Source organism: Clostridioides sp. ES-S-0190-01 (assembly GCF_020658275.1).
Lineage (GTDB): Bacteria > Bacillota > Clostridia > Peptostreptococcales > Peptostreptococcaceae > Clostridioides.
Window position 1 is genome coordinate 46,632 of sequence record NZ_JACVWA010000037.1, and the last position, 26,494, is coordinate 73,125.

A 26,494-nucleotide genomic window follows, 5' to 3' on the forward strand; every position below is an offset into this window, starting at 1 on the left:
CTTCTCCTGTTTTATAGTAAATATTATTCTACTATGGCTATTGCTCTTACTGGAGCACCATCAGCGTCATTATACTTAAATGGAGCTGCTATAAATAGAAATCTTTCTGGCACAGCTTCTAAATTTGTAAGATTCTCTATTATTATTTTACCTTTTTCAAATAAAATGTGATGTACCTTAAAAGCTGATGTGTCGTATCTATCTACAGATAACATATCAATTCCTATTCCCTTTAGATTACTATCAGCTATATAGTTTGCAGCCTCTTCTGTTAATGTAGGATAACCTACATAATATTGCTTTTTATCCCAAAACTTTGACCAACTTGATTTAAATATTATAAACTCACTACTTTTTATTTCATCTTCATATTTTTTTAGATATTCTAATTCTATGTTTTTGCTTCCTTGCTCAAGTTCTAATACATAAGCCTTACCGACAAAATTTTCTATATCCAATGTATCTAAGGATTCACCTTTAGTATACATATGTTTTGGTGAATCCATATGAGTTCCATTGTGAGAAAATACACTGATTAATGTTTCTTGATATCCATTTTCTTCAATAATAGCTACTTTTTTTATATCAGGTCTATTAGTCTCTGCATATACAGGCATATCATTATGTGTCACATGAGTTAAATCAAAAACCTTCATTTTTTATACCCCCTATGTTTTATTTTCTATTATATACCTAAATTCACTTTATTTCTATTGGATTTTATCCTATTATTGCCAAATTAGTATATACTTTTTATAAAATTTAATGGGTTCATAGAAAAATCTTGAAAAGAATTATCAGTAAATATAACATCTTCTCCTAAAAAACGCTTATATCTTCTTTCTTCTTTTTTTAAAGTAATCCTTTGTTTTTGTGAATGATTATTAAACACCATTATTTTAAGAGGTGTTTTTCCACCATTTGTTTGTACTCTTTTTAACATATATTTTATATGCATATCAGCCTCTGGAAATGAATACCCACAAAATACCAGAAGGTCAGCCTCTCTCAAAGTTTTTTCTGTCTCATTCCAAACATTACTTAAAAATATATTTGACATATTCTTAAAATATGTTGGTGGAACTATGATTGGTTCTGTCAGTTCTCCACACTCCAAACATTTTGTTTCTGAACTATTTTCAATTAGTTTCATAACACCACCTTCATGTGGTGTAAGAGTTAAACTGTTGCAAATAGGACAGTAAAGCCAGTTCAATGAACCATGTATCTTATAGAGTTTAATTAATGGTTCTTTTGGTTTTCTCCAGTTTAATTCTTCCTTAAAATTAGTAAATTCTACACCATAATCAAGCATAATAGGCAAATCATTTTTATCTCTTAAGCCAGTAACTGTATTGTCTATATGTATATCATAATTTGCACTAATAAAAGTTGTATCAAGGAGTAAATCATTTTGTAAAAGATTTTCAACTAAAAGTTTGTGATATTTATTATCTGTTCTAGGTGTATTATGAATTGCTTCAGCCATCAATAGTATTAAATACTGTCTTAAAAAACGTATACTATCACTTCTATTATTTAAATTTTCAAGTCCAAAATTTCTAAAGGCTTCTCTTCTTTGTTCTGCTAAATCTAAAAGCCCTAAAACTTCTTCAAATGTTGGAAAATTTGCATTATCTAGATTATCTTTTCTTATGTCAATATTAAACATTTGTTTAAAAAAGGCATACAATTCTCTATTCATATCAGTATCATAATTTTTAGGTTTTAATTTCTTAAAGTATTCACTAAATAATTCATTTTGAATGGGTAAATTTTCTGCAGCTGAAGCTCCTGCTCCCAAAAATATAGCTATTTTCATATAATTCCTCCTATATAAACATTACTATTATTTTTTATATCTATTAAATATTTATCTTATTAACTTATTTAATAATACAACAATAAAGCTGTCTTTTACTAGAAAAAATCCTATTACAAGACAGCTTTATATTTATATTTAAATCTTTAATAATTCATAAATAGAAAGAGCATATATTTGAGCAGCTTTTACAATATCCTCTACTATCAAATGTTCATTAGCTTGATGCTCAGTTTCTGGTTTCCCTGGGAAAATAGCTCCAAAGGCAACACAATTGTCTAAAGCTCTTGCATAAGTTGCTCCTCCAGATGAAAGAGGTGTTCCATCAAGACCAGTTTCCTCTTCATATACTTTTCTCAATGTTTTAACAAGAAGTGTATCTTCTGGAACATAAATTGAATCTAAGAAATCATATTCTTTATAATCTAAATTATATTTATCTGTTATTTTCTTTAGTTCTTTTACAAAATCATCTTTTTTATATGTTACAGGAATTCTTACATCAATTCCAGCAAATTCTTTTTTACTATCAATAGTTACTTTACCTATATTTACTGTTAATTTTCCTGATACATCATCCTTGCAATTAGGAACTATATTGTTTCCATTAGCATCTTCACCAATAACTTCTGCTAAAAACTTAATTATATTAGAATCTATTCCTATATTATTAAGAGCTATACAAAGTCTAGCTACTGCATTTATACCAGTATCACTAGCTGCTGAATGAACACTTTTTCCTATTATACATATTTTATTGCCTTCAACAGTGTATTCAAAACCTAATTTATCTAATTCTTTTTTTAACTTATCAGAATATTTTCCAATATAAACTGCTTTTCCTGGAACTGCATTTAAAGCCTTCCCAACTGATAATTCTATATCACTTTTACTCTCACATGTTAAATGAACTTGTAAAAGACCTTTTTCTGCATTTGTTATTGGAAATCTAGAATCAGGAGTAAATCCATAGTCTGGTACTTCTTCATTATTTTCTTTGTATTTATTTATACATCTCCAAAGATTTTCTTCATCAGCTCCAAAAATGAATCTTATTCTCTTATTTAAATCTATATTTAAATCCATAAGAGCTTTTACTGCATAAATTGCTGATATTGTAGGTCCTTTATCATCTTGTGTTCCTCTTCCATATAACTTACCATCTTCTAAAACACCTTCAAATGGTGGATAATTCCAGCTTTCTAAGTCACCTTCTGGAACTACATCAACATGACCAAGTATACCTATCATTTTTTCACCTTGTCCTATTTCTGCATAGCCATAATATCCATCTTTATATACTGTTTTAAACCCTAAAGATTTACATAAGTCTAAAATACCTCTTAAAGCCTTATCTATATTTTCTCCAAATGGGAAATTTTTAGTTGGCTCAGATATAACACTAGGTATTTTTACACTTTCTTGTATTGAAGAAATCATTTCATCTTGTAGAGAACTTACTTTTTCTTTAATTTGTTCTTTCATAATTATCACCCTTCAATTCTCATCATAATATACTAGTAAATATTTTGACCTTTTAAAAGAAAAATATGCTTACTTTTTTAGTTTTTTTATAAATTCAATTGCTTTTAAAGTACCCATTTTAGAGTGGTCAAATGTAAGCCCTCCTTGGAAGTAAACATTATAAGGAGGTCTTATTGGAGCATCTGCACTTAGTTCTATAGAAGAACCTTGTATAAATGCTCCTGCTGCCATTATAACTTCACTTTCATATCCAGGCATATCCCAAGGTACAGGTTTAACATAAGAATCAACTGGAGCAGCTTCTTGTATTCCTTGGCAAAAACTTATGACTTCATCAGCATTATTAAGTCTAATACACTGAATAATATCACTTCTTAAATCATCATGTTTTGGCAATACATCATATCCTAATTTTTCAAAAGCTCTTGAACAAAATATAGCTCCCATCACAGCTTGAGATACTACATAGGGTGCTAGGAAAAATCCTTGAAGAACATTTCTAGTAGTTCCAAAAGTAAGACCACATTCTTTACCTATTCCAGGAGAAGTCATTCTATATGATATAAGCTCAATTAAATCTTTTCTACCAGCTATATACCCACCTGTTAATGCAAGTCCACCTCCAGGATTTTTTATTAGAGAACCAGCCATAACATCTGCTCCAACATCAGTTGGCTCTTTAGTATCTAGAAACTCACCATAACAGTTATCAACCATTACTATAACTTCTGGTTTAACAGATTTTATTACATCAATGGCTTCTTTTATATCACTAATTGAAAGTGATTTTCTCCAAGAATACCCTTTTGACCTTTGTATCATAACAAGTTTAGTTTTATCATTTATTTTTCTTTTAATTCCTTCTAAATCTAAATTTCCATCTTCTAAAAAATCTACATCATCATATGTAACACCATATTCTTTTAAAGAGCCTTTTTCTTCTCTTATACCTATAACACCCTCTAAAGTATCGTATGGTCTTCCAGTAACAGATAGAATTTCATCTCCTGGTCTGACTATTCCTTGTATACATAAAGTGAGTGCGTGTGTTCCATTTACAATTATTGGTCTTACAAGAGCATCTTCTGTATTAAAAACTTTTGAATAAATTTCCTCTATTTTTTCACGTCCAATATCATTATATCCATATCCTGTAGTCCAATTAAAATGCATGTCACTTAATTTAGATTCTTGCATAGCTTTTAAAACTTTATATTGATTGTATTCTCTTATTTCTTTTATTTCCTCAAACTTATATTTTATATCTTCCATTATTTCTTGTGATAATTTAAAAGTATCATCATCTATCCCATAGTAACCTTTCAATAATTCTTTTGTCTCATTAAGCATTTTATCACCTGTCTCTTTGTTATTTTATTTAAACATATCAAAGGAGACTATTTTACTAAAACAAATAAATTGTAGTTTATAAGTTAGCATAAGTCTCCTTTTAATTATCTTAAATTAAATTAGTTATCTATTGTTATTGTTGTTATTATTTTGATTTTGATTAGTTAAATTAATATATTTACCAGGTTGTATAGTCGAAACAGCATGTTTATAAATCATGTTTTGTTGTCTATTGTCCCCTTCTATCAATATTATATAACTGTCAAATCCTTTTACAAGCCCTTTGACTTGAACTCCATTGACTAAATATATAGTAACAGGTATCCTTTCTTTCCTAGCATTATTTAAAAACAAATCTTGTAAATTTAAAACTGTATTTTTCATTAGATTTGTACCCTCCCAAGATTAAATTGAACATCTAAAATATTCCTATCTTATATTCTATATAAGTTATGATAAATTTTCAATATGAAGTTGTATACTTAAAAATTTATATATATTATTTTATAGAATTTTTAATATATATAATTATTTCATTTTTTAATAAATCTATATCTTCATATTTATCCAAATCAAACCATTTTGCTGTTTCATATCTTTTAAACCAAGTTATCTGACGTTTTGCATACCTTCTAGAATCCCTTTTTATTATTTCAATGGCCTCTTCATATGTATATTCTCCATCTAGATACTTCAACATCTCTTTGTATCCTATACCTTGCATTGATATCATATCTTTTTTAAATCCCATATTTAGGAGTTTTTTAACTTCTTCAACTAAACCACTCTCTATCATGATATCGACTCTCATATTTATTCTTTCATACAAATGCTCTCTATCTCTATTCAAAACTATTATTATAGGTTGATAATCGTCATTAAATTTTAAGTCACTTGAAAAATCATTCATTTTATTACCACTTAAACAAACTTCAAGTGCTCTTATAACTCTCTTTGTATTGTTTTTATGAATTCTATCAGCAGCTTCTTCATCAAGTAATTTTAATCTATCATGCATGTAATCTATTCCATTCTCAAGAAGTTGTTTTTGAAGTTCTTTTCTTAATTCATTATTAGCATCAGATTTTGCAAAATCCATATTGTATATTAAAGAATTGAGATAAAGACCTGTTCCTCCAGTCACTAAAACACACTTTCCCTTTTGATTTATTTCAGATATATATTTTTTTGCCCTTTGTTGAAATTCTGAAACTGAAAATGGATAGTCAGGTTTAACCTCATCTATAAGATAATGCTTTACTCCTTGCATTTCCTCAGATGTAACTTTTGCACTTCCAATATCCATATATTTATATATTTGCATAGAATCTGCTGAAATTATCTCTGCATCCATATCTTTTGCTAACTTTATTGACAAATCAGTCTTTCCAACAGCAGTTGGACCTGTAAGTATTATAAGTGGTATTTTTTTCATAACATTCCTTTCCATATATTTTAAATATCCAAAATATTTTACATAATTCTTTTAAACATTTTTTCTATTTCGGTCTTAGAAATTTCAACCATTATAGGTCTGCCATGAGGACACGTAAATGGATTCTCACAATTTTCTAATTGTTCCAATAAGCTTTTTATCTCAATATCATATATTTTATCATTTGCTTTTATAGCAGACCTACATGCCATAGATGCAAATCTCTCACCTTTTAAATCATAATTACTTGTAATCTCATCTATATTATCAATTATTTGAAGTATAAACTTTTCAGTTTCTGGAATTCCAAATATAGTTGGAACACATCTTATCATTACATGATTGTTGCCAAAAACTTCTAATTCGAAACCAAATTTCATAAATAACTCTAAATTATTTTCAATTTGAAGCATATCTACATTTGATACTTCAAGAATTACTGGGTCTAAAAGTATTTGCATATTGATATCTTGTCTATAGAACTTATCCATATATCTCTCATACAAAACTCTTTCATGTGCAGCATGTTGGTCTAACAAATACATAGAATCATCTTTACTTAGAATTATATAAGTATTAAATACGACTCCAATTACAGAATATCCATATAAAGAAAATCTTTGTTTTGAATTAGTTAAATATTCCTCTTGGCTGTCTTTAATACTTCTTTCTAAATAATTACTATCTTCATTTTTAGAACTATCAATTTGTTTAGGCCTATCAACTTGAAATTCTTCTTGTATATTGTCATTTACAACCTCTTCTTCTAAAGAGCCCGTATTTTTTAATTCATTTTCTATATTTGCATTTAAAACTTCGCTTACAGAAGGAAATTCGTCTATTGGTTTTTCACTTGATAAACTTACAACTTCAATGAATTCATCTTTCTCTTTAGTTGTATTATTATTTTTTGAATTAGCTTCAATGAAGTTCTTATTTTTAAATTCATAATCTGTACTTTTTTCTCTACTATTGATAGCAATTCGAGGCTGCGTTTTTTTATCATTATATGTAGCATACTTTCCAATAAGGTTAGAATGTATTAATTTAACTTTTAAAAAATCTCTTAGCTCTATATACACTTCTTGTTCTTTTTCAAATTTAACTTCAAGCTTATTAGGATGTATATTTACATCAATACCTGCTGGGTCTACTTCTATATTTAAAAAACAAACAGCATGCTTACCTATTGGAATTATAGACTTATAACTTTCAGTTATTGCATCTATAATTATTTTACTTTTTACAAATCTTTTATTTATATAGATATGTTGCAAGTTTTTATTGGAACGATAGATGTTATTATTTCCTATATATCCATCAATTTTAAAGTGATTGCATTTAAATTCTATATTTATTAGGTTTTCCGTTATTTCTTTTCCATATATACTCCTAATAGTATTTATGAGCTTTCCATCACCTGGTGTATTTAACATTTGTTTATTATTATTTGTATATTTAAATTGGATATTAGGATTGCCTATTGCAAGCTTATTTATCAAATCACTTATGTTTATGGTTTCAGCATGGGTAGATTTCAAAAATTTCTGTCTTGCTGGTGTATTAAAGAAAATCTCTTTTATAATGATTGTTGTACCATTAGTGGAACCAATTGGCTCCTTTGAAACTATTTTTCCACCTTCTACAAATATTTTAGTTCCAACCATTTCATCCTTGGTTTTAGTAATCATTTCTAATTTTGATATAGCTGAAATAGATGCTAATGCTTCTCCTCTAAATCCAAGAGAGTACAAATCATATAAATCATCAATTTTTTTAATTTTACTAGTAGCATGTCTTAAAAATGATTTCTCAACTTCGCTTGAAGGTATTCCTATTCCATTATCTGTGATTTTAATTAAGGTTTTTCCTCCATCAATGATATCTATAGAAATCTTATTTGCACCTGCATCAATAGAATTCTCAATTAATTCTTTTAATGCAGAAGACGGTCTTTCTACTACTTCTCCTGCTGCTATTTTATTTATAGTCAAATCATCTAGGATGTTAATTATATTTTTCATTTTTACACCTCTAAGATTTTATTTCTTTTGCTTTTTTTTGAAGATTGTAAAGAGAATTTATAGCATCTAATGGAGTCATATTTAAAATATCTAAGTTTAAAATTTCTTCTGACAATATATCTCTCTTTACACTATCAAAAGATATTTGAGTTAGTGCTAATTCCTTTACAGAATCTTCTTTATCAATTTCTTCTTTACTATCCTTTTTCTTCATTGAAATAACTTCATCGTTTAACGTTTTAAACTTAGAATTTAGTTTATCATAATCCTTTTTCATGTGTTTATAATCTTTTACTATAAGCTCATGCTCTATTTTTAGAGATTCGTATTTATTTTTAAAATTGCTCTGATTTACCTTAAGTAGTTCTTCATCTAAATCATTATTAATCACAATAGTTTTTTCTTTATCTCCATTTATTGCTACACTGTTATAAACATGATTTTTTTCTAAATCCTTAAGTATATATTTTGCTCTATCTATGACTTCATCTGGCAATTTAGCTAATTTAGCAACATAGATTCCATAACTCTTATCTGCACCTTGAGGAATTATTTTTCTTAAAAATATTATTCCCTCTCCATCTTCTTTAACTGCTATTGAATAATTTTTAACCTCTTTAAATTCTTCTTCTAAATCAGTAAGTTCATGATAATGTGTTGCAAATAGTGTCTTACATCTAATATTCTTTTGAATATATTCTACTATTGACCATGCTAAACTTATACCATCATAAGTACTAGTTCCACGTCCTATTTCATCTAAAATAACTAAGCTTCTTTCAGTAGCATTTTTTAATATAAGAGATACCTCATTCATCTCTACCATAAAAGTAGATTGTCCTTGAGATAAATCATCACTAGCCCCTACTCTTGTAAATATTCTATCTAATATCGGTACATTAGCATATTCTGCTGGAACAAAAGAACCTATATGTGCCATAAGTGCTATTATAGCAGTTTGTCTCATATATGTTGACTTACCAGACATATTAGGTCCAGTTATTATGTTAATGATGTTTTCTCCACGATTTAAATATGTATCATTTGGAACAAAATTTTCTTCACCTACTATATTTTCAACAACTGGATGTCTACCATTTCTTATATCGAGTTTATTATTTTCGTTTATCTGTGGTTTTATATAGTTGTTTATGTGAGCAACTGTTGCCAAAGATACAAAAACGTCTATATTAGCTATAATCTTAGCTACTTTTTGTATTCTGTCTATATTTTTATATATAGTATCTCTTATACTTACAAATATCTCATATTCTAGAGATTTAATTTTCTCTTCAGCATGTAGTATCTTTTCTTCTATTTCTTTTAACTCTGGAGTTATATATCTTTCTGCATTACTAAGTGTCTGCTTTCTTATATATGTCTCATCTAGTTTTGCTTGTTTAAAGTTAGCCTTTGTTATTTCTATATAATATCCAAATACTTTATTAAATCCTATTTTTAATGATTTAACTCCTGTCTTTTCTCTTTCTCTATTTTCTATTTCTTTTATAAGAAAAGCACCATTTTTAGAAATATCCCTCAATTCTTTAAGTTCATCACTAAAATCAGACTTAATTATATTCCCATCTTTTATAGTTATTGTAGGGTCTTCCAAAATGGCTTCATCTATTAAACTGTATATATCGTCCAACTTGTCCATTTCTGATACATACTCTTTTAATCTATTTGCATTTGATAAGTCTATTGTGTCTTTTAGATTTGGTAATTTTTCTACTGAATTTTTTAAGTGAACTAATTCTTTTGGTGTTACTCTTTCAAATGCTATTTTCCCACATATTCTTTCTATATCATATATATTTTTAAGTATATCATTTAAATCTTCTCTTAGTATAAAATCATCTTTTATTTCTTCTATTACATTTAATCTATTTTCAATTTTAGGTTTATTTATCAGAGGCTCTTCTACATATTTTCTTAGAAGTCTTCCTCCCATTGCAGTAGATGTTTTGTCTAAAACATGTAATAGTGAACCTTTCTTTTTATTTCCTCTTATAGTCTGAGTAAGTTCTAAATTAGTTCTAGTAAACATATCTAAGACCATATACTCTGATGAATTGTATATATTTATATTATTAATATTGGATGTTATCTGCTTTTGAGTGTTATATATATAGTTTAGAAGAATTGATAAACTAGATTTTATAAGACCCTTATCATCAAACTTTAATTTTTGTAGATAAACCTCTGGAAAATACTCTTTTAATATATTTATATCTAAATAGTTGTCGCTAAAACTTTCATTTATGTATATGTTGCTTACAGTAGCTATATCTCTAAGTTTTTCTATAAAATTCAAATCATTTATAATTATTTCTGTAGGATGAATTTTTGCAATTTCTTCTATTACTTTATCTTCATTCAGACAAGTTGCATTAGCTTCTCCTGTACTTATATCTACATAAGTTAAACCTATATTGGCGTCATCTTTATATAAAGATAATAAATAATTATTCTTTTTATTTTCAAGTAAATTTCCATCTAGAACTGTTCCAGGAGTAATAACTCTTATTACCTCTCTCCTAACAATTCCTTTTGCAGTAGATGGGTCTTCCATTTGCTCACCTATTGCTACTTTATATCCATTTTCTACTAACTTTGATATATATGAATTGGCTGAGTGAAATGGTACTCCACACATAGGAGCACGTTCTTCTAAACCACAGGCTTTCCCTGTTAATGCTATTTCAAGAGCTTTTGAAGCTACTAATGCATCTTCAAAAAACATTTCATAAAAATCTCCCAATCTAAAAAACAGTATACAATCTTTATATCTATTTTTTACTTCAAGATACTGTTTCATCATAGGAGTTAATTTATTCATATCTATTTGCATTATTAAACCTCCTTCTTTTCTAATTAAATATTATATCATAGTACTTGATTATTATTAACATAATATATAAAATTTTGACGTATAACTAAAAAACAATCCAAAATGCTGATTGCACTTTGGATTGTTAAGTTTAATAATCACTAGGTAAAAACGTATAGAATTTTATAATAAAGATATTATCTCTTTTTTCAGTTTAATAACATACTCAAGATTATCTTCATTTATATTTCTATTATCTATGATAAATTCTTTTTTTACTATTGATGGTTTTTTTGAAATAACATAAATTCTATTTGATAGCATTATAGCTTCATCAATATCATGAGTTATAAGAAGTATCGTTGAATTTACTTTTTTCTTAACTTCTAAAAGCCATTTTTGCATAGATGTTTTAGTTAATGAATCGAGTGCACCAAAAGGTTCATCTAAAAGCATTATGTCATTAGAATTTATAAAAGTTCTCAAAAAATTAGCTCTTTGTCTCATACCTCCAGAAAGCTCTGATGGATATTTATACTCATACCCTTCCAAACCAAAAACCTCAAAGTAGTGTTTTACCATAGACCTAGCTTTGCTCTTTTTTTCTTTTTTTAGTACCAATGGAAGAGACACATTATCTATTATAGTTTTATATGGTAAAAGTAAATCTTTTTGATACATGTAGCTATAATTACCGTTTATGTTTACCATACCACTATTATAGTCTGTCAATTGAGTTATAATATTAAAGATAGTACTTTTTCCACATCCGCTTGGTCCCAATATAGAAACAAATTCGCCTTCATAAACATCAATACTTATATCTTTTAAAACATCTACATCTTTATATGTCTTTGATACATTTTTTATAGATATTTTTGCCTTTTTATTGTGGTAAGAATTCATTTGTGTAAGCATCACTTGCCTTCATATCCTTATCTATTAATTTATATTCTTTTAAGAATGATGTATAGTTATTCCATACACTATCTTTCATTTCTCCCCATCTTGGTGCATCATCTTTATATTTACTTGCTAAATATTCTTGACTCTTTATTGCTAGTTTTTCATCTACCTCAGGAGCATGCTTTACTAAAATTTTTGCAGCATCTTCAGGATTTTTTATTGCATACTCATAACCTTTTGTTGTAGCTTTTAAGAATTTCTTAGCAAGTTCTGGGTTGTCTTTAAGTACAGTCTCATTAGAAATTATAAGTGGTGTATAATAATCTAATCTTTCATCTAGGTCTTTTACTGGTATAAAGTTTAAATCATAATCAATTAAATTAGCTTTAACTACATCCCAACCTTCAAATATCCATGCAAAATCTACAGTTTTCATAGCTGCAAAGAAATCATCTTGACCAGTATTAACTATCTTTAATTTATTAAAGTCAGCTCCATTTTTATTCATAACTGCTTTAAAAACAGCTTCTTCTGATGGAGAACCCCAACCTCCATAAGTTTTTCCTTCAAAATCTTTTGCTGTAGTTATGTTTTTTTCTTTTGGAGATGCAAATCCAGAAGTATTGTGTTGTATAACAGTAGCTACAGCTTTTATTGGAAGTGGGTCTTCACTAGTTTTTGCGTAAGTAACTTGCTCTTGATAACTTATACCAAAGTCAGCCTTTCCTGTTGCTACTAAAGTCTCAGCTCCACTTTCAGGTGGTTGTACTATTTCAACATCCAAGCCTTCTTCTTTATAATAACCTTTATCAAGCGCCACAAATAATCCAGTATGATTAGTATTTGGTGTCCAATCAAGTACAACAGTCACTTTTTTAGAAGAAGTATCTTTACTATTTTTTTTGTCTTTATCACTATTATTTCCAGAAGAACATCCAGTTATTGTTGCTAATGTAAGAGCACTTACTAAACCTAATATTCCTAATTTTTTGAAATTCATAATATCCTCCCTCAAGTACATTTAATCTTCTAATCTATGTTTTATAACAACTTTTTTTATAGCTTGTACAATTCCTACAAATATTAAGCTAAATATAACTACTAATATAGTAGATGCAAATACTTTATCAAGTGCATATGCACTTTTTGACCTTAGCATATAAACACCAAGACCTTTAGTTCCACCTAACCACTCTGCAACAGTTGCTGCCATTACAGCATAAGTAGAAGATATTTTAAGTCCAGAAAAAAATTTATCCATTGACATAGGAAATTTGAGATGAATAAAAGTATTAATCTTATTTGAATTCATAGTCTTAAACAAATTTAAATAATCTTTATCAATATTCTCAATACCATCTACAAAACTTATTAATATAGGGAAAAAACACGTAAGTGTTACCATCAATATTTTTGGCATTGTTCCAAAGCCAAACCAAATCATAAAAAGTGGAGCTATTATTATTGTAGGTATCATTTGAGTCACTAACATAATAGGATAAAGACATTTTTTTATTATCAATACAAAATCCATTAATATTCCAATTATTAAAGATATTATTATTGCAACTATAAAGCCAAATATTGCTTCTCCTATAGTAACCATGGCATGCATGGATAAATTTTGATAATCTTTAAAAAATACATTAATTATATCTATTGGTGTAGGCAGTATATATTGAGGAACTCTTAAAACTTCTACCACAGATTGCCAAAAAATAAGTATAAACAAAAATGTTGCTATTGGATATATACTATTTTTGACTTTATCTATGATTTCTAAGTTTATCATCTATAGTTAAACCTCCAGCTTTTTCATCTACTCTAGCTACTGTTATAACTCTTTCACATCCAAGATTAAAAGGGATTTTATGTACTTTTTTTAGCAGTTCAAAAACTTCATCAAAATCACCTTCAACAGTAGTACTCATTGCTCCTATTTCACATTTAAGACCACTGTTTTCAATTTCTGCTATACAAGCATCTACTACTTTATACATTTCTTCTTCACCTTTGTAAGGTCTTAGTGGCATTACTGCTATGTCTGCAATTACCATTTAAATCACTCCTTTTAAAATAATTAATACCTACTAGGTATATTTTGTTTTTTATTAAAATATTTTATAGATAAAAACATAGTATATTTAAATAAAATAAAAGTCTTATCCAAAATAGGATAAGACTTATTTTTATCTTTACTGGTCTCCCTACACTGGCATTATCCAAACAGGTTCAAAGGGTCGAGATAAAATCTCCTCTCAGCATATTAGCTCCCCGAAATATATTATATCTTTTCTACTTGATTATACTACACTTATCATATTTTAACAAATTTTTTATTTATATCATATATTTTATTTGTATTAAAATTTACAAAACTATTATAGTAGTTTATGATTTATTGTCTTTATTCCCACTAATTTTTTAAAATTTCAATAACCATCTTTTATTTACTATAGCTTTATTCTGTTAATGCTATTATTTTTGATATAATAGATTTTTATACACATATATTTATTATCTATACTCTTTTTAATATATTGAACACTTCCTGTTGATTAATTTTGTGATACTTCATCAATATAATTCAAATAAATTAATAATATAACTTTACAGTTCCTTTTACACAACAAGCTTTATTACATAATTTACTTGTATGTTTTATTTTTAAAGGACAAAATAACTTTTATATTTAATTTTTTTAGTTTATATATTGAAAAATAAAACGTTTTCCTGTAATATTATAATCGTAGAATAAAACTAACTAGGCAAAACTAGAGAAATTTAGTGACGCAAAGCTATAGGGACTAACACTTATAAAATAAGTTATGTCAGCCAGTTGCCAAAAAGATATTTTCTTTTTGTTTTTTATGAAAGTTTTTTAGGGGGATAAATAATATATGTTTATGAATAAAATAGATAGATGTACACATATACTAACTGCCTATATATGTAGTTCATATGACTACTGTAATTTTATAGATACGCAGTTAAACGATTTTATACTAGAGTATGGTGAAAATGTTGTGGAATCTTGTTTACATCAAGTGATGGTATTGGTAAGTAAGTATAATTAAATGGATTTTATTTTCTAGAAAACCCTTTTTAGTTTTATCTACATTTTAAATGTATTATTGATATAAAATTGATAAAAAAAGATAGCAAATGAAAAAATTCTAATATAACTTTATACAGTTATATGTTCAAAATGACGTTGATAAAAAATCAGCAAATAAAAATAAAGTAGAACCACTAGAAAAACTTTTCAATTCATTAGGTAGAAAAGATTGGTAATTAGTTCATATACATTTGATTGAAGGTTTAGCCGTTTTTAAAAGAGAAACTTGAACTAGTTTCTAAAAATTTATTTAACTTATTTAAAAATATCTAGTAAAAAGCCCTTAGAACGTATTTATTTGGATTCTAAGGGCTTTTCTTTTGTTCTAAATATGTAACAACAGTCCATAAAACTAAATTTAACTACTGATTGTTATTTATATACTAATTGAATGTCATATCCTTCACTATTTTTCTTTACTTCAAATTTGTCATTCTTTTTAGGTAGTATCTCTAGTACACCATCTTGATATTTAGATTTATCTACTTTTAAACCTATCCCAAAGTCTTTTCCCTTAAAACAAGCATATGAGGAAACCTTTTTACCATTCATAAATACCATCTTAATTCTATTATCATTTTCTATATCTGCAAGATTTTTCCATTTATAACCAACTATATTGTACATCTTTTCAACACTAATATCATTGCTAAATAAATAAGCTCTGTCCCATTTGAATTTACTTAATGACGACAAATTCACTTCGCTCTTTTTATCATTTAGCTCAGATAAATTTGTTATCAAATCACCAAAATTTTCTAAGCTTTTATCTTCTTCTATCTTAGTTAACTTTGAATATTTATCTTGTACTTTCCAAGTATTATTACCTTTTTCTAATTCAAATGTTATTTTTGATATACAAGAGTTATGACTGCCTGGTTGTGTAACTATCACATTTTCACCTTTATTATTTGTATAATCATGTTGTTCAATTTCCTTATGAGTATGCCCTGCTACTATCGCATCAATTCCATCAACTTCTTTAGCTAGTTCTTGTATTCTATTACCTGGATTTTTAGGCTTTTTAGGCTTTTTAGGTTTTTCTCCACTATGTACTATGGCTAATAGTATATCTGGATTTTCTTTTTCTTTTATTTCCTTCACCCATTTTTTAGCATCATCTATCATATCATTCATATATAAATCCTGGTATGTAGCCATATCTTTTAAATCTCTGGACTTAGCCTTAATTTTATTTTCGTTTTCATCAAAATCCCATCCTTATCTGACTTCTTTGATTGTAAGACCAAGTATACCAAGCTTAACTTCACCATATTTTGTTTCAATTGTATTTATTGTGTAAGGTTTAACATAACTTGAACTGTTACTATTATATGTATTCGCAGATAAAACTTCTATATTTTCACTATTAAATTCATTTATCATTTTATCTAAATTTTTTTTAGAGCTAGAAACAAACTCATGATTACCAAGCACTACTGCATCATATTTAACTTCACTCATTTGTCTAACTATAGGTACTTCTTTTTTAATTACTTCATCTTTTTCGTAAGCATCTCGAGCCTCACTAAGATATTGCTCCATTGCTCCTAAACCATCCGAATCATAAAAATCTCCTGCATCTACTAATGTTATATTAGAGTCTTTTTTTCTTTCTTCGTTTATTTTTTCAGCTACATTATAGGTAACTTCTCCATGTAAGTCTGTAGTTGCTAATATATTGATTTCAGTGATTTTATCATTTTTAGAATTAGTGCAACCTGTCAATATCATTAGAATTGAGATTAAACATAAACTTAATACTTTGGCTTTACTTTTAAAATTCATTTTATCCCCCTATAAAACTTAATATACATAAAGTATAACAGTTGAACTAACAAACTAATTTACACTAAAATATATATTAGCGTAATTAATAATCTAATTTATTCACAATAAATCTCTAAATGTATTATTTAAAATTTACATTACTCATCTGTATTAACCTGTCCTAAGTATTTAAAATTAGAATTCTTATTTTCAATAGTTAATTGTTTTGGTAATGAATAAATTAATGATTTAGAATCAATTACATCTATTTTAAAATATGTAATCAATGATAATAAACATAAAATTAATGCCATTAAATTTCCTGTTCTATTTTTTTCATTAAACATATTAGATACTCTTTTTTTTATATCTGATTTCTTATGCAGTCCAGCTACAAATTTATTTGAAGAATTTAAATCTTTTTTCATTGCACCTATAATAGTCAAAGCATACTCTTTTTTATCTTCTATACTACGATTTTTTAAAACTCTTTCATCACAATAAAGTTCACAATCTAAATCTATAACTTTATCCATAATGTACATAAAAGGATTAAACCAATATACTATTTTTAAGAATAATACTAAATATTTAATATAAATGTCTTTACTCTTAAAATGCATAAGTTCATGTCTAAATATCCATTCAAGTTCTTTTAATTTATAATCATATGGTGGTAAAAGAACACAGGAATTAAAAAATGACGGAGTTTCAACTTCATGAGAATATTTAATCTTTACATTTTTATTTATATTAAGCTCTTTTAATAAACTATCATAAAGATTGTTTATGTCTTCATCATCAACATCATAGGACAAATCCTCTATCAGATTTTTAAGCTTAATATATTTCCATAAAGTAGAAATCAAATAAAATATCGTAACAGTAATCCAAATAGACACTAAAATAATAGTACACAAAGTAGAAATATTGTTAAAACCTTCTAAATTTACCTTATTAATATTGTGTTGATATTTCAATTCATTAAATGCAAAAGTATAATATGTAAATGGTAATAATAGTTTTATAATGACAATAAACCATATATAATAGTTAAATTTTCTACTGAAAGTTTTAAAAATAGTCATTCTAAAAACTAATAAGAGAACTATAAATAAACTACTTACTAAAACGGTTCTAAAAAAATCGTTTAAAATTGAAATCATAAATTTTCACCCCCTTATTCTAGAGTGAATTGTGGAATATTTAAAAAACAAGCACCAATATAAAAATAGCAACAGGACTATGTCTTTCTTAATACAAAGAATTCCTTCATGACACCAGTTAAAAATTCCAATATCTTTTGACAGTTGACATACTTAAATTTAATTAAATAGGATAATGACTTTTAGGTATAGCTTTTCTTTTATCTCTTTTAAGACATAATCGAGTCATCCTCTATTATCAAAAAGCATAGTTGGTTTTAATTTTATTCCATCCGAATCTTTTTTTATAAAAATTTAAATACTTCTTTTATATAATTTTGATTGTAACATAGAGCATGACATAATACCACAAGAGCTATTATATAAATAAAGAATACTCAAATATTTTTCATAATTACGCTACAATTGTTAAATGATACAAAAATAGTATAAAAGACTATAAGGATTGTTACAAAGATTTATTCTACATTTGACAGAAAGACACCCAAATATTAGAATTAAAGAAACATATGATTTCTTCATTTTTGGCGGATAAAGCCTATACAAAATAAACTATACAGAATCTAAGGAGATTATTTAAATGAATAAAAAATTAATTGGAATTTTGGCTGGGATGGGCCCAAGGTCAACAGCGCCATTTGTTGATTTAATTATTGATGAATGTCAGTCTCAGTATGGAGCGAGATACGATGAAGAGTTTCCTGAAATTATGATATATTCCTTACCTACTCCATTTTATATTGACCGCGCAATAAATCATGAACTTATGAAAAAAACTATCATTAAGGGTCTAAAAAAACTTGAATCAATTGGAACAAACTTTATTGCGATGCCGTGCAATTCAGCTCATATATATTTTGAAGAATTGAAAGAATCAATAGGTATTCCATTATTAAATATTGTAGAAGAAACTATTAAATATTTACCTGCTACGCCACAAAAAGTAACTCTACTTTCAACAAGTTCAACATTTGAATCTACAATTTATCAAAAAGGTATAACAAAAGCTGGTCATGAATTTATATTTAAAGAAGAATGGCAAAAAAAGATAAATGCTCTTATACAAAACATAAAAACAGATAAGAATAATCCACAAAATATCAATATTTGGAATGAACTTCTAGAAAGTATAAAATTTGAATCTATTGAAAACATAGTGATTGCTTGCACTGATTTAAATGTTGTCTTGGAAAATATACAACCATCAATTAACATTATTGATTCGTCAAAATGTTTAGCAGAGTCAGTTATTAAGAAATATTTAGAGTTAGAAAAATAGAATTTACTCTATTTTTAATTTATAAATATTTTAGATAAATTATTCATAAAAAAGTAAAGCAGTAAGATTATCTTACCACTTTACTTTTTTATAAATACTCACTTTTTTATTTTTGATGATGATTCTAAAATAAAATTCACCTTAATGAGATTGTAAAAATAAAAAAATGAATGTCAGTTAAAATAGAAATATATTTTTCAATTAAAGGTCACAAAATTATTTTATAATACTTTAGTTTAAACATTACTAAACTTAAATACTTTAGTATTTGTTAATACTTGTTAATATATATTTATTGATTTATTATATAATAATATAGATATTACTATATCTTGAATTAGATAAATATAATTACGTATATATTGTTATTGTCAAAATTTAATTCTACATTTTTTTAATAATATTATTTTAGGAGGAAAAAATGATAAACAATATTAAAAATAAATTTAAAGATTACAAACCATATATAAACGGTTATGAAAATATGAAAAGAGCATCTGTATTAATTCCAATAGTAGAAATAAATAACATACATCATATATTATTTGAAGTTCGCTCAAAAAATTTAAAGCATCAACCCAATGAAATTTCTTTTCCAGGTGGAAAAATAGAGTCTAACGAAACTCCTTATGAAGCCGTTATTAGAGAAACATGTGAGGAACTTGGAACTTTTAATGACAATATAGAAGTTATAGCAAGTCTTGACTTACTTATAACTCCTGTAAAATTTATAATACATCCCTACTTAGGATATATAAAAAACATCAATAATTTAAATATAAATAAAGATGAAGTTGACCATACTTTTTTGGTACCTATAAAATATCTTTTAGAAAATCCTCCAAATACCTATAATAATACAGTCAAAGTTTTTCCTGATGAAAATCTTCCATATGGTTCAATTCCAAATCAAAAAGATTATAAATTTGAAAGTGGAAGTTACCCTGTTCTATTTTATAAATATAAAGATTATGTGATTTGGGGAATAACAGCAAAAATATTAGAAAATTTTTTAAACTTCTTATCAGAATAATACTTGTAATCAAATATTCAAATTTTTATATAAGAAGTTTTTAAAATTTTCTAACTTTAAAATGTTATAATTCCAAAAAAGATAGTAAATTATGTTTTATAATATTTTTTATGCTTGATTATTGTTCAATTATTGTTACACAATTTTTAATACAATTTCAAGCTAAGCACTATGTATTAACACCACATTATAAATAAATTATAATATGATAATATATCTAATAAGATTAATCTATGAAATAAATGATTTTAATGTATGTTTATGGTAAAATATTAATAATTAAGTAAACTGATAAATCAGAGTATCTGGAGGTGCTTATAATGTTTGCAGTAGGATTCACAGTTATAATTGCAATTGCCTCTTTCATTTTAAGTATATTGTTATTTAATGGAAAAGCAAGTATGCTATTAGCAGGTTATAATACTATGAGTGATAAAGAAAAAGCTCGATATGATGTAAAAAAACTATGTAGAAGTTCTAGCATTGTTACTTTTATCGTATCTATAATGTTATTTATCATGTCATTTTTGGGATATAGAATAGAGAGTGGACAAATGGATGAAAAAAAAATGCTTCCGTTTGCTGTAATATTTATAATAGTTATACTTGCTAGCGTGTTTTTCAATATCTATTACTCTAACAAGAAATGTAAAAAATAAAAATTAGTAAGTTAAGCAGTTAATTATGAAAGATTGACTGCTTTTTTATGTCTATTAGATATTTTAATATATAATAAATACTAAATATAGTTAAGTAAGCTTTGATAAAATAGAATAAAAAATAGATGTACAATTAATTTACATCCTATATCAAATTTATTTTTATTTATAATAGAAACTGAAATTATCATAATATATATGATATGTTCTTAAAATTTAAAAATTTAATATATTTTGTTTTATAGTACATCTATTCCAATCAGTTTACATAATTTTATTATTTTATACAGTTCTAATCATTTACTAGTACACCATTCAATGAAAATGTTCTAGGTTCAGTGATTTTAACCATAACTAATTTTCCAATTAAATCATCACTTCCACCTTCAAAATTTACAAGTTTATTTTGTCTAGTTCTACCAGCAAATTTATTTTCATTATTTTTGCTTCTTCCTTCGACCAAAACTTCAACTACTCTATTTTTATATTCATTATTTATCTCTGCTGAGATTCTATTTACTGCTTCTAATACTCTATTAAATCTTTCATGTTTTATTTCTTCTGGTATTTGATTTTCCATTTTAGCAGCAGGAGTTCCCTGTCTTTTAGAATAAATAAATGTAAATGCTGAATCATATCTAACTTTTTCAACCACATCTAGAGTATCTTCTAAATCTTCTTCTGTTTCTCCTGGAAAACCTATCATTAAGTCCGTTGAAAAAGCAATATCTGGCACTTCTTTTTTAGCTTTCTCTATTATGTCTAGATAATATTCCTTTGTATAATGTCTATTCATTTTTTTCAGAAGACTACTACTTCCACATTGTATTGGTAAATGTAAAAATTCACACACCTTATCACAATCTCTAATTGCATATATCACCTCATCAGATATGTCTTTAGGATGAGATGTCATAAATCTAACTCTTTCAATTCCTTCTATATCATTAACTTTTCTTAAAAGTTCTGAGAATGCAACTGGATTTTCAAGTGTTTTGCCATACGAATCTACATTTTGTCCAAGCAAAGTTATTTCTTTTGTTCCATTTGAAACAAGCTCTTTTATCTCATTAATTATATCTTCAGGTGTTCTGCTTCTTTCTCTTCCTCTTGTATATGGAACTATACAATAGGTACAGAAATTATTGCATCCATACATTATATTTACAAATGCTTTTAATTCAAATTTTCTATTACTTCTAAGGCCTTCTATTACTTCTCCATCTACATCCCATACATCTACTAACATTTTGTCAGAATTTATTGATTCTGTAAGTAATTGTGGAAATTTATATAGATTATGTGTTCCAAATACAAGGTCTACATGTTTGTATTTTTTTCTTAGTTCCTCTACAACATGTGGTTGTTGCATCATACATCCACACACAGCTATTTTCATGTTTGGATTTTTTCCTTTTAGATGCTTTAACTGACCTAAATTTCCATACACCTTTAGTTCTGCATTTTCTCTTACTGCACATGTATTATATATTATTAGGTCACTTTCTTCAACTATCATTGACATTTGGTATCCCATTTCTTCTAACATTGAACAAAGTTTTTCTGAATCATGTTCATTCATTTGACATCCAAAGGTTTGAGTAAACACGAGTTTTCTCTTTCCAGTTCTGTTGAAGTACTCTTCATTTTGTCTGTGTATTTGTTCTATATATTTATCTTGTTCTTGTATTTTCTCTATAGGTATTGTTACTTGTTTTCTTTTGCTCACTTCTATTCCTCCTAGTTAATTTCTTATATTACACATAACCTTAATTATATCAAATAAGAAAAATCTTTTAAAGGTATTATTAAAGTTTTAACTATAATAAAAGACAGCCAAATCGCTGTCCTTTATTATATTATACTTTACTTTTATATAAAAATAGATTTTAAATCAATCCATTTACAATTCTACAAAATATATTTCTATTGATATCTAATAATTTACTAAGTTTATACTATACAAGTACATTAAATTAATCTTATTTAAGAAAATAAAATAATCATAATATCTTTATAAAATAAACTTTTTATTATATCAAGTATATCTCAAATTAAATATTATAAGCCATATATCTAATCAAATTTTAACTTTGGTAACTAACCCTTCTTATTGATAAATTAACAATCTTGAATAAAAATATTCCTGCAACTAAATTTATTAAAACAGCTGGTAATACTACTGTTAAGAATAACGCTGTAAAAGAAGCTCCTGGAAGACCAACTATAGCTTGAGCAGCTAACAAAAATATTGTTCCACTTACAAGTGTTCCTATTGGCATTATAATTGCAACTACTATAGTATCCTGTGTTTTTTTAGATAAGTTTTTTATAAAAGGCATTTTATAGCTAACATATATTAATAAAAATACTATATTGGCTGTAAGAGTTTTATCTATTATATTAGGAACTTGACCTCCTGGGAAGCTTGATGTAAGTGCTGTAAATATACCTGTCACTATTCCTGCTATTAAGCAAGTTTTATAGTCATCTCTATTTAAAACTAATATCACAAACAGCATTGCTAGTGGTACATCTGGTTTCATTGGTAATCCTATAGCAGGTGTAATTTGATGTATTAATAATCCCATTGCTAAAAGTATTGCATTTAAAGTTAGTTTTTTTGTATTTGTTTTCATTTTTGTATTTCCTCCTAATTTTTTTAATTTTCAATTTATTTTTTTGCCAGTTTTCTAAATCATCATCTTTAGCTTTAGAAATTCATAACATCTATTTCACCACCTTCTACATATCGAATTTTTCGTAAAATAAAAAACTCCGTCCTAAATTAATAGGACGGAGATTATCCGCGTTGCCACCTAAATTATATAAAAACTTAATATAAAACTCAATTTTTATATATCTCATTATCAGGTACTTACATACCCTATTCGCTATAACGTACGACTAACGATAAAGTCTACTCTCAAAAATATGATTTCGATTTACTCCTCTAAGGCCCATTCATCAAATTTTTTCTTACCAAGATTCCACCATCCTTGGCTCTCTATATTGAACCTAAATTTAACTACTCTTCCTTGTCATAGGATTTAATTTATTATATATTGTTTTGCCATTGAAATAATCATATTACTTTTTCTAAAAAATGTCAATATATTTTTATAGCTTTTTAAATATACTTCTTTTAAAACTATTTTTTTAAAATAATACTAATAAAAATCAATACTAATTTCTTTCTTAAAATTTTATACCTAATTCAAACTTTTTAAATTTTATTTTCAATAATTTAATTTATTTTCTTATTATTTATCTAGCTATTTTATGTAATTTTTGAATTAGTCTTAATAAGGCTTTAATAATTCTATTTTTATATTCTAATAAAATCTTTTCTTATTTCTTTTAATTAATATTACTATTACTATAGCTATAATGATAAATATCACTATTACTAACAATATCAACTTTGATATTATATTGTGTTTTTTTATACTTCTGTTACTATGTCTATTTATAATTCCATTTCTATACCTTTTATTACTTGTACTTCGTTTTTTTAGTTTTATTTTACTTTTATTTGACCTACTACCTCTATGTCTTTTTCTAGATTTAATAGTCTTAAACTTAGCATTAGTAGATGTATAGTTCGTTTGTGTTGAGTAAACAGATGTACTAAAATCGTTAATAATTTCAGCTTCTACTTGTAGCGGATTTACAATACTGATTACTAGCAAAAAACATATAATTATCCTAATCAATTTTTTCTTTTTTTTCATTTACTTTCCCCTCATAAAAAATTTATATCTATTTTATTATAATATATACTCACTCAAAAACTACAAATTTTTTCAAATTTCTAATTTTTTTATATTAGATATTTTTTATAATATCAGAAGAATATTAAAATTTGACTATATTTTTTCGTCCTTATTCTTAATCTAACTGGAACAATAGGAATTACACAAATAGAATTAAGCAATGCATTCCTTTTTTATATTTATCAATCAACAGTGGAATGTTCAACAATACTATAATGTCATTAACTTTAAATTAAAAACTAAAATTTTACAATTTAGATATCTCTTCAACAATCTCTTTGACAGATTTATTAGAAACATTAATTTTCGTTGTTGCTAATATTTCATACATGGGTAAATAGTTAACACTTCTTTCTATTACATCAGTAAAACGCAAACCTTCCTCTACATCGGTCTTCAACCTTTTTCTCAATACAGTTTCATCACAAATTAAGGAAATATTTATTACTCTACAATCAGATATATCTAGGCAAGATATAATAGTATCAATAATACTTTGTTCATGCATTACCCAACAAAAAATAATATTTTCAAAAGTACTACACTTTATAAAGTTATTCAACAATGAACAAATATTTGAAAGAACCATTTTTTTCGTTTCAACAGTAATTTGAAATGGATGCATATCCCAACACCAATCACCATCAAGAAAAACACTATTTTTCAAGATTAATTTTAGAGATTGGCATACTGTTGTTTTGCCTACTCCCATTGTCCCACCAATAATATAAATATTTTTCATTCATTTTTCCTTTCAAAGTTCAATTTATTTGTTAGTCATATTTTATCACATCAACATATAAAAATCATACTTTAACATCTATCATATTATTCATACCATATACAATTGCTTTGTTATCTTTAGGTCTCTTATATTCCTTCCTAAATGGATTAAGTAGAAAATTAAACTTATAAATCAGTTTTTATTACTTAAATTTTTGAAATAATTAATTTAAACTTTATACATTTATTAATTTGTAACATAATCTATATTCATACTTTCTTTCATTAAAATTCCATGATACAATAATACTGCTAGATAATAGTAGTAGTTTAATATAAAACTAATATATATATAATTATGTAATAATAAATATTACAAAGGAGAGTGAATTATAATGTTATCAAAACCAGCAACAATGCTTTTAGGTCTAATAAATGAAAAGCCTCTTAATGCCTATGAAATTATAAAAGTGCTAGAATACATGAATGTAAAGTACTGGTTTAATATCGCAGACTCAACCGTATATACTACAATTAAGACTTTAGAAAAAAGAGGATTGATTTTAGGTACTGTTAAAAAGGATGGTAATATGCCAGACAAAACGGTTTACACAATCACAGAAAAAGGAAGTATAGAATTTCACGATACTTTGAGAAGTTCTATTTTAAAATTCGATTATGACACTAATATTTTTTCTATTACAGCATTCTTTATTGAATGCCTAGGAAAAGAAGAAAGAAAGAAGCTTTTAGAAAAACGATTAGAAGTTTTAAATCAATATCTAACAGGGATTAAGCAAAAAGATGATGATTGGGAAAAAGAAGTTAGTGAATTTCATGTTGCTAATGTAAAACGTATGATAGATATAGTATTAGCAGAAATTTCTGGAACAAAAAAATTATTAACTGTTTGTAAGGGTTAAGCAAAAACTGTAGATAATGGCTTTCCACATATAATTCATAGTTTACTGTTTTGTATTTATTTTATTTACTCTTCTTTCATAGATATAGAAAGGGCACCTCATATGAAGTGCCTATCTATATTATATTCATTTTTAGTTATTACCTTTAACTATTGTATAAAACTTTTTTCTCAATATATTTTCATATACCCT

General features: G+C 26.2%; 24 protein-coding genes, 2 riboswitches and 1 other annotated feature. Of the genes, 5 read left to right on the plus strand and 19 right to left on the minus strand.

The window, feature by feature from the left end; all coding sequences use genetic code 11:
* Positions 1–23: 23 nt before the first annotated feature.
* The 12 genes from IC214_RS12825 to IC214_RS12880 form a co-directional block, all read right to left on the minus strand.
* Positions 24–656, minus strand: coding sequence for a cyclase family protein (locus tag IC214_RS12825; RefSeq protein ID WP_227866720.1), 633 nt, complete (start codon positions 654–656; stop codon positions 24–26).
* An 83-nt stretch (positions 657–739) separates the two neighbouring features.
* Positions 740–1,822 (minus strand): SIR2 family protein, encoded by a 1,083-nt coding sequence (locus IC214_RS12830; RefSeq protein WP_227435136.1) that lies wholly within the window; start codon positions 1,820–1,822, stop codon positions 740–742.
* A 138-nt stretch (positions 1,823–1,960) separates the two neighbouring features.
* Complete coding sequence (locus tag IC214_RS12835) at positions 1,961–3,307, minus strand: M20 family metallopeptidase (RefSeq protein WP_227435135.1); 1,347 nt, start codon at positions 3,305–3,307, stop codon at positions 1,961–1,963.
* Positions 3,308–3,376: 69 nt separating this feature from the next.
* Positions 3,377–4,657, minus strand: a complete 1,281-nt coding sequence (locus IC214_RS12840; protein WP_227435134.1) for a methionine gamma-lyase family protein — start codon at positions 4,655–4,657, stop codon at positions 3,377–3,379.
* Between the two features lie 123 nt (positions 4,658–4,780).
* Entirely contained in the window at positions 4,781–5,041 is a 261-nt protein-coding gene (hfq, locus tag IC214_RS12845; protein WP_003428780.1) for an RNA chaperone Hfq, read from the minus strand.
* A gap of 115 nt (positions 5,042–5,156) precedes the next feature.
* Positions 5,157–6,092 (minus strand): tRNA (adenosine(37)-N6)-dimethylallyltransferase MiaA, encoded by a 936-nt coding sequence (gene miaA, locus IC214_RS12850; RefSeq protein WP_227823952.1) that lies wholly within the window; start codon positions 6,090–6,092, stop codon positions 5,157–5,159.
* Positions 6,093–6,130: 38 nt separating this feature from the next.
* Positions 6,131–8,116 carry a DNA mismatch repair endonuclease MutL gene (mutL, locus tag IC214_RS12855; protein WP_227823953.1) on the minus strand — a complete coding sequence of 662 codons (1,986 nt, stop codon included), beginning with the start codon at positions 8,114–8,116 and terminating at the stop codon, positions 6,131–6,133.
* A gap of 10 nt (positions 8,117–8,126) precedes the next feature.
* On the minus strand, positions 8,127–10,970 hold the full coding sequence (mutS, locus tag IC214_RS12860) for a DNA mismatch repair protein MutS (RefSeq protein WP_227823954.1): 2,844 nt from the start codon (positions 10,968–10,970) through the stop codon (positions 8,127–8,129).
* Positions 10,971–11,132: 162 nt separating this feature from the next.
* On the minus strand, positions 11,133–11,867 hold the full coding sequence (locus tag IC214_RS12865) for an ABC transporter ATP-binding protein (RefSeq protein ID WP_227823955.1): 735 nt from the start codon (positions 11,865–11,867) through the stop codon (positions 11,133–11,135).
* Positions 11,836–12,855: an ABC transporter substrate-binding protein gene (locus IC214_RS12870; protein ID WP_227482632.1), complete on the minus strand. Its 1,020-nt coding sequence runs from the start codon at positions 12,853–12,855 to the stop codon at positions 11,836–11,838. Before IC214_RS12870 ends, IC214_RS12865 begins: the two co-directional genes overlap by 32 nt.
* Before the next feature lie 21 nt (positions 12,856–12,876).
* A complete protein-coding gene (locus IC214_RS12875) occupies positions 12,877–13,647 on the minus strand; it encodes an ABC transporter permease (RefSeq protein WP_227435129.1) in 771 nt (256 codons plus the stop codon).
* Positions 13,622–13,912 carry an MTH1187 family thiamine-binding protein gene (locus IC214_RS12880; protein ID WP_227435128.1) on the minus strand — a complete coding sequence of 97 codons (291 nt, stop codon included), beginning with the start codon at positions 13,910–13,912 and terminating at the stop codon, positions 13,622–13,624. Before IC214_RS12880 ends, IC214_RS12875 begins: the two co-directional genes overlap by 26 nt.
* A gap of 130 nt (positions 13,913–14,042) precedes the next feature.
* Positions 14,043–14,142, minus strand: a riboswitch (TPP riboswitch).
* Positions 14,143–14,612: 470 nt separating this feature from the next.
* Positions 14,613–14,702, plus strand: a riboswitch (cyclic di-GMP riboswitch).
* A gap of 53 nt (positions 14,703–14,755) precedes the next feature.
* Between IC214_RS12880 and IC214_RS12885 the strand changes: the two genes are divergently transcribed.
* Positions 14,756–14,932, plus strand: coding sequence for a hypothetical protein (locus IC214_RS12885; protein ID WP_227435127.1), 177 nt, complete (start codon positions 14,756–14,758; stop codon positions 14,930–14,932).
* Between the two features lie 413 nt (positions 14,933–15,345).
* Here IC214_RS12885 and IC214_RS12890 read toward each other — a convergent pair whose 3' ends face one another.
* The 3 genes from IC214_RS12890 to IC214_RS12900 form a co-directional block, all read right to left on the minus strand.
* Complete coding sequence (locus IC214_RS12890; protein WP_227866721.1) at positions 15,346–16,134, minus strand: hypothetical protein; 789 nt, start codon at positions 16,132–16,134, stop codon at positions 15,346–15,348.
* A gap of 60 nt (positions 16,135–16,194) precedes the next feature.
* Positions 16,195–16,761, minus strand: coding sequence for a metallophosphoesterase (locus tag IC214_RS12895; RefSeq protein WP_227834326.1), 567 nt, complete (start codon positions 16,759–16,761; stop codon positions 16,195–16,197).
* 140 nt (positions 16,762–16,901) lie between these two features.
* On the minus strand, positions 16,902–17,909 hold the full coding sequence (locus IC214_RS12900) for a M56 family metallopeptidase (RefSeq protein WP_227834325.1): 1,008 nt from the start codon (positions 17,907–17,909) through the stop codon (positions 16,902–16,904).
* Between the two features lie 580 nt (positions 17,910–18,489).
* On the opposite strand from IC214_RS12900, the gene IC214_RS12905 reads away from it, so the two are divergent.
* The 3 genes from IC214_RS12905 to IC214_RS12915 all read left to right on the plus strand — a co-directional run bounded on the left by IC214_RS12905 (position 18,490) and on the right by IC214_RS12915 (position 20,880).
* Positions 18,490–19,188: an aspartate/glutamate racemase family protein gene (locus tag IC214_RS12905; protein WP_227834324.1), complete on the plus strand. Its 699-nt coding sequence runs from the start codon at positions 18,490–18,492 to the stop codon at positions 19,186–19,188.
* Positions 19,189–19,609: 421 nt separating this feature from the next.
* Complete coding sequence (locus IC214_RS12910; protein WP_227435123.1) at positions 19,610–20,221, plus strand: NUDIX hydrolase; 612 nt, start codon at positions 19,610–19,612, stop codon at positions 20,219–20,221.
* Positions 20,222–20,541: 320 nt separating this feature from the next.
* Positions 20,542–20,880 carry a DUF3784 domain-containing protein gene (locus IC214_RS12915; protein WP_227435122.1) on the plus strand — a complete coding sequence of 113 codons (339 nt, stop codon included), beginning with the start codon at positions 20,542–20,544 and terminating at the stop codon, positions 20,878–20,880.
* A 292-nt stretch (positions 20,881–21,172) separates the two neighbouring features.
* Here IC214_RS12915 and miaB read toward each other — a convergent pair whose 3' ends face one another.
* From miaB to IC214_RS12935, 4 genes are all read right to left on the minus strand, one after another.
* Complete coding sequence (miaB, locus tag IC214_RS12920; RefSeq protein WP_227823960.1) at positions 21,173–22,609, minus strand: tRNA (N6-isopentenyl adenosine(37)-C2)-methylthiotransferase MiaB; 1,437 nt, start codon at positions 22,607–22,609, stop codon at positions 21,173–21,175.
* Between the two features lie 358 nt (positions 22,610–22,967).
* Positions 22,968–23,519: a tryptophan transporter gene (locus tag IC214_RS12925; protein WP_227435120.1), complete on the minus strand. Its 552-nt coding sequence runs from the start codon at positions 23,517–23,519 to the stop codon at positions 22,968–22,970.
* 150 nt (positions 23,520–23,669) lie between these two features.
* Positions 23,670–23,934 (minus strand) — a binding site (T-box leader).
* 281 nt (positions 23,935–24,215) lie between these two features.
* Positions 24,216–24,614, minus strand: a complete 399-nt coding sequence (locus tag IC214_RS12930; protein ID WP_227435119.1) for a hypothetical protein — start codon at positions 24,612–24,614, stop codon at positions 24,216–24,218.
* Positions 24,615–24,903: 289 nt separating this feature from the next.
* Positions 24,904–25,398: an AAA family ATPase gene (locus tag IC214_RS12935; protein WP_227482625.1), complete on the minus strand. Its 495-nt coding sequence runs from the start codon at positions 25,396–25,398 to the stop codon at positions 24,904–24,906.
* Positions 25,399–25,774: 376 nt separating this feature from the next.
* On the opposite strand from IC214_RS12935, the gene IC214_RS12940 reads away from it, so the two are divergent.
* Complete coding sequence (locus tag IC214_RS12940) at positions 25,775–26,302, plus strand: PadR family transcriptional regulator (protein WP_227823962.1); 528 nt, start codon at positions 25,775–25,777, stop codon at positions 26,300–26,302.
* Positions 26,303–26,494 lie beyond the last annotated feature (192 nt).

What these genes read in the sequence shown, in the direction of transcription:
- IC214_RS12825 (WP_227866720.1), bottom strand. Translation starts at nt 656, where the DNA reads ATGAAGGTTTTTGATTTAACTCATGTGACACATAATGATATGCCTGTA.
- IC214_RS12830 (WP_227435136.1), bottom strand. Translation starts at nt 1,822, where the DNA reads ATGAAAATAGCTATATTTTTGGGAGCAGGAGCTTCAGCTGCAGAAAAT.
- IC214_RS12835 (WP_227435135.1), bottom strand. Translation starts at nt 3,307, where the DNA reads ATGAAAGAACAAATTAAAGAAAAAGTAAGTTCTCTACAAGATGAAATG.
- IC214_RS12840 (WP_227435134.1), bottom strand. Translation starts at nt 4,657, where the DNA reads ATGCTTAATGAGACAAAAGAATTATTGAAAGGTTACTATGGGATAGAT.
- hfq (WP_003428780.1), bottom strand. Translation starts at nt 5,041, where the DNA reads ATGAAAAATACAGTTTTAAATTTACAAGATTTGTTTTTAAATAATGCT.
- miaA (WP_227823952.1), bottom strand. Translation starts at nt 6,092, where the DNA reads ATGAAAAAAATACCACTTATAATACTTACAGGTCCAACTGCTGTTGGA.
- mutL (WP_227823953.1), bottom strand. Translation starts at nt 8,116, where the DNA reads ATGAAAAATATAATTAACATCCTAGATGATTTGACTATAAATAAAATA.
- mutS (WP_227823954.1), bottom strand. Translation starts at nt 10,970, where the DNA reads ATGCAAATAGATATGAATAAATTAACTCCTATGATGAAACAGTATCTT.
- IC214_RS12865 (WP_227823955.1), bottom strand. Translation starts at nt 11,867, where the DNA reads ATGCTTACACAAATGAATTCTTACCACAATAAAAAGGCAAAAATATCT.
- IC214_RS12870 (WP_227482632.1), bottom strand. Translation starts at nt 12,855, where the DNA reads ATGAATTTCAAAAAATTAGGAATATTAGGTTTAGTAAGTGCTCTTACA.
- IC214_RS12875 (WP_227435129.1), bottom strand. Translation starts at nt 13,647, where the DNA reads ATGATAAACTTAGAAATCATAGATAAAGTCAAAAATAGTATATATCCA.
- IC214_RS12880 (WP_227435128.1), bottom strand. Translation starts at nt 13,912, where the DNA reads ATGGTAATTGCAGACATAGCAGTAATGCCACTAAGACCTTACAAAGGT.
- IC214_RS12885 (WP_227435127.1), top strand. Translation starts at nt 14,756, where the DNA reads ATGTTTATGAATAAAATAGATAGATGTACACATATACTAACTGCCTAT.
- IC214_RS12890 (WP_227866721.1), bottom strand. Translation starts at nt 16,134, where the DNA reads ATGGCTACATACCAGGATTTATATATGAATGATATGATAGATGATGCT.
- IC214_RS12895 (WP_227834326.1), bottom strand. Translation starts at nt 16,761, where the DNA reads ATGAATTTTAAAAGTAAAGCCAAAGTATTAAGTTTATGTTTAATCTCA.
- IC214_RS12900 (WP_227834325.1), bottom strand. Translation starts at nt 17,909, where the DNA reads ATGATTTCAATTTTAAACGATTTTTTTAGAACCGTTTTAGTAAGTAGT.
- IC214_RS12905 (WP_227834324.1), top strand. Translation starts at nt 18,490, where the DNA reads ATGAATAAAAAATTAATTGGAATTTTGGCTGGGATGGGCCCAAGGTCA.
- IC214_RS12910 (WP_227435123.1), top strand. Translation starts at nt 19,610, where the DNA reads ATGATAAACAATATTAAAAATAAATTTAAAGATTACAAACCATATATA.
- IC214_RS12915 (WP_227435122.1), top strand. Translation starts at nt 20,542, where the DNA reads ATGTTTGCAGTAGGATTCACAGTTATAATTGCAATTGCCTCTTTCATT.
- IC214_RS12925 (WP_227435120.1), bottom strand. Translation starts at nt 23,519, where the DNA reads ATGAAAACAAATACAAAAAAACTAACTTTAAATGCAATACTTTTAGCA.
- IC214_RS12930 (WP_227435119.1), bottom strand. Translation starts at nt 24,614, where the DNA reads ATGAAAAAAAAGAAAAAATTGATTAGGATAATTATATGTTTTTTGCTA.
- IC214_RS12935 (WP_227482625.1), bottom strand. Translation starts at nt 25,398, where the DNA reads ATGAAAAATATTTATATTATTGGTGGGACAATGGGAGTAGGCAAAACA.
- IC214_RS12940 (WP_227823962.1), top strand. Translation starts at nt 25,775, where the DNA reads ATGTTATCAAAACCAGCAACAATGCTTTTAGGTCTAATAAATGAAAAG.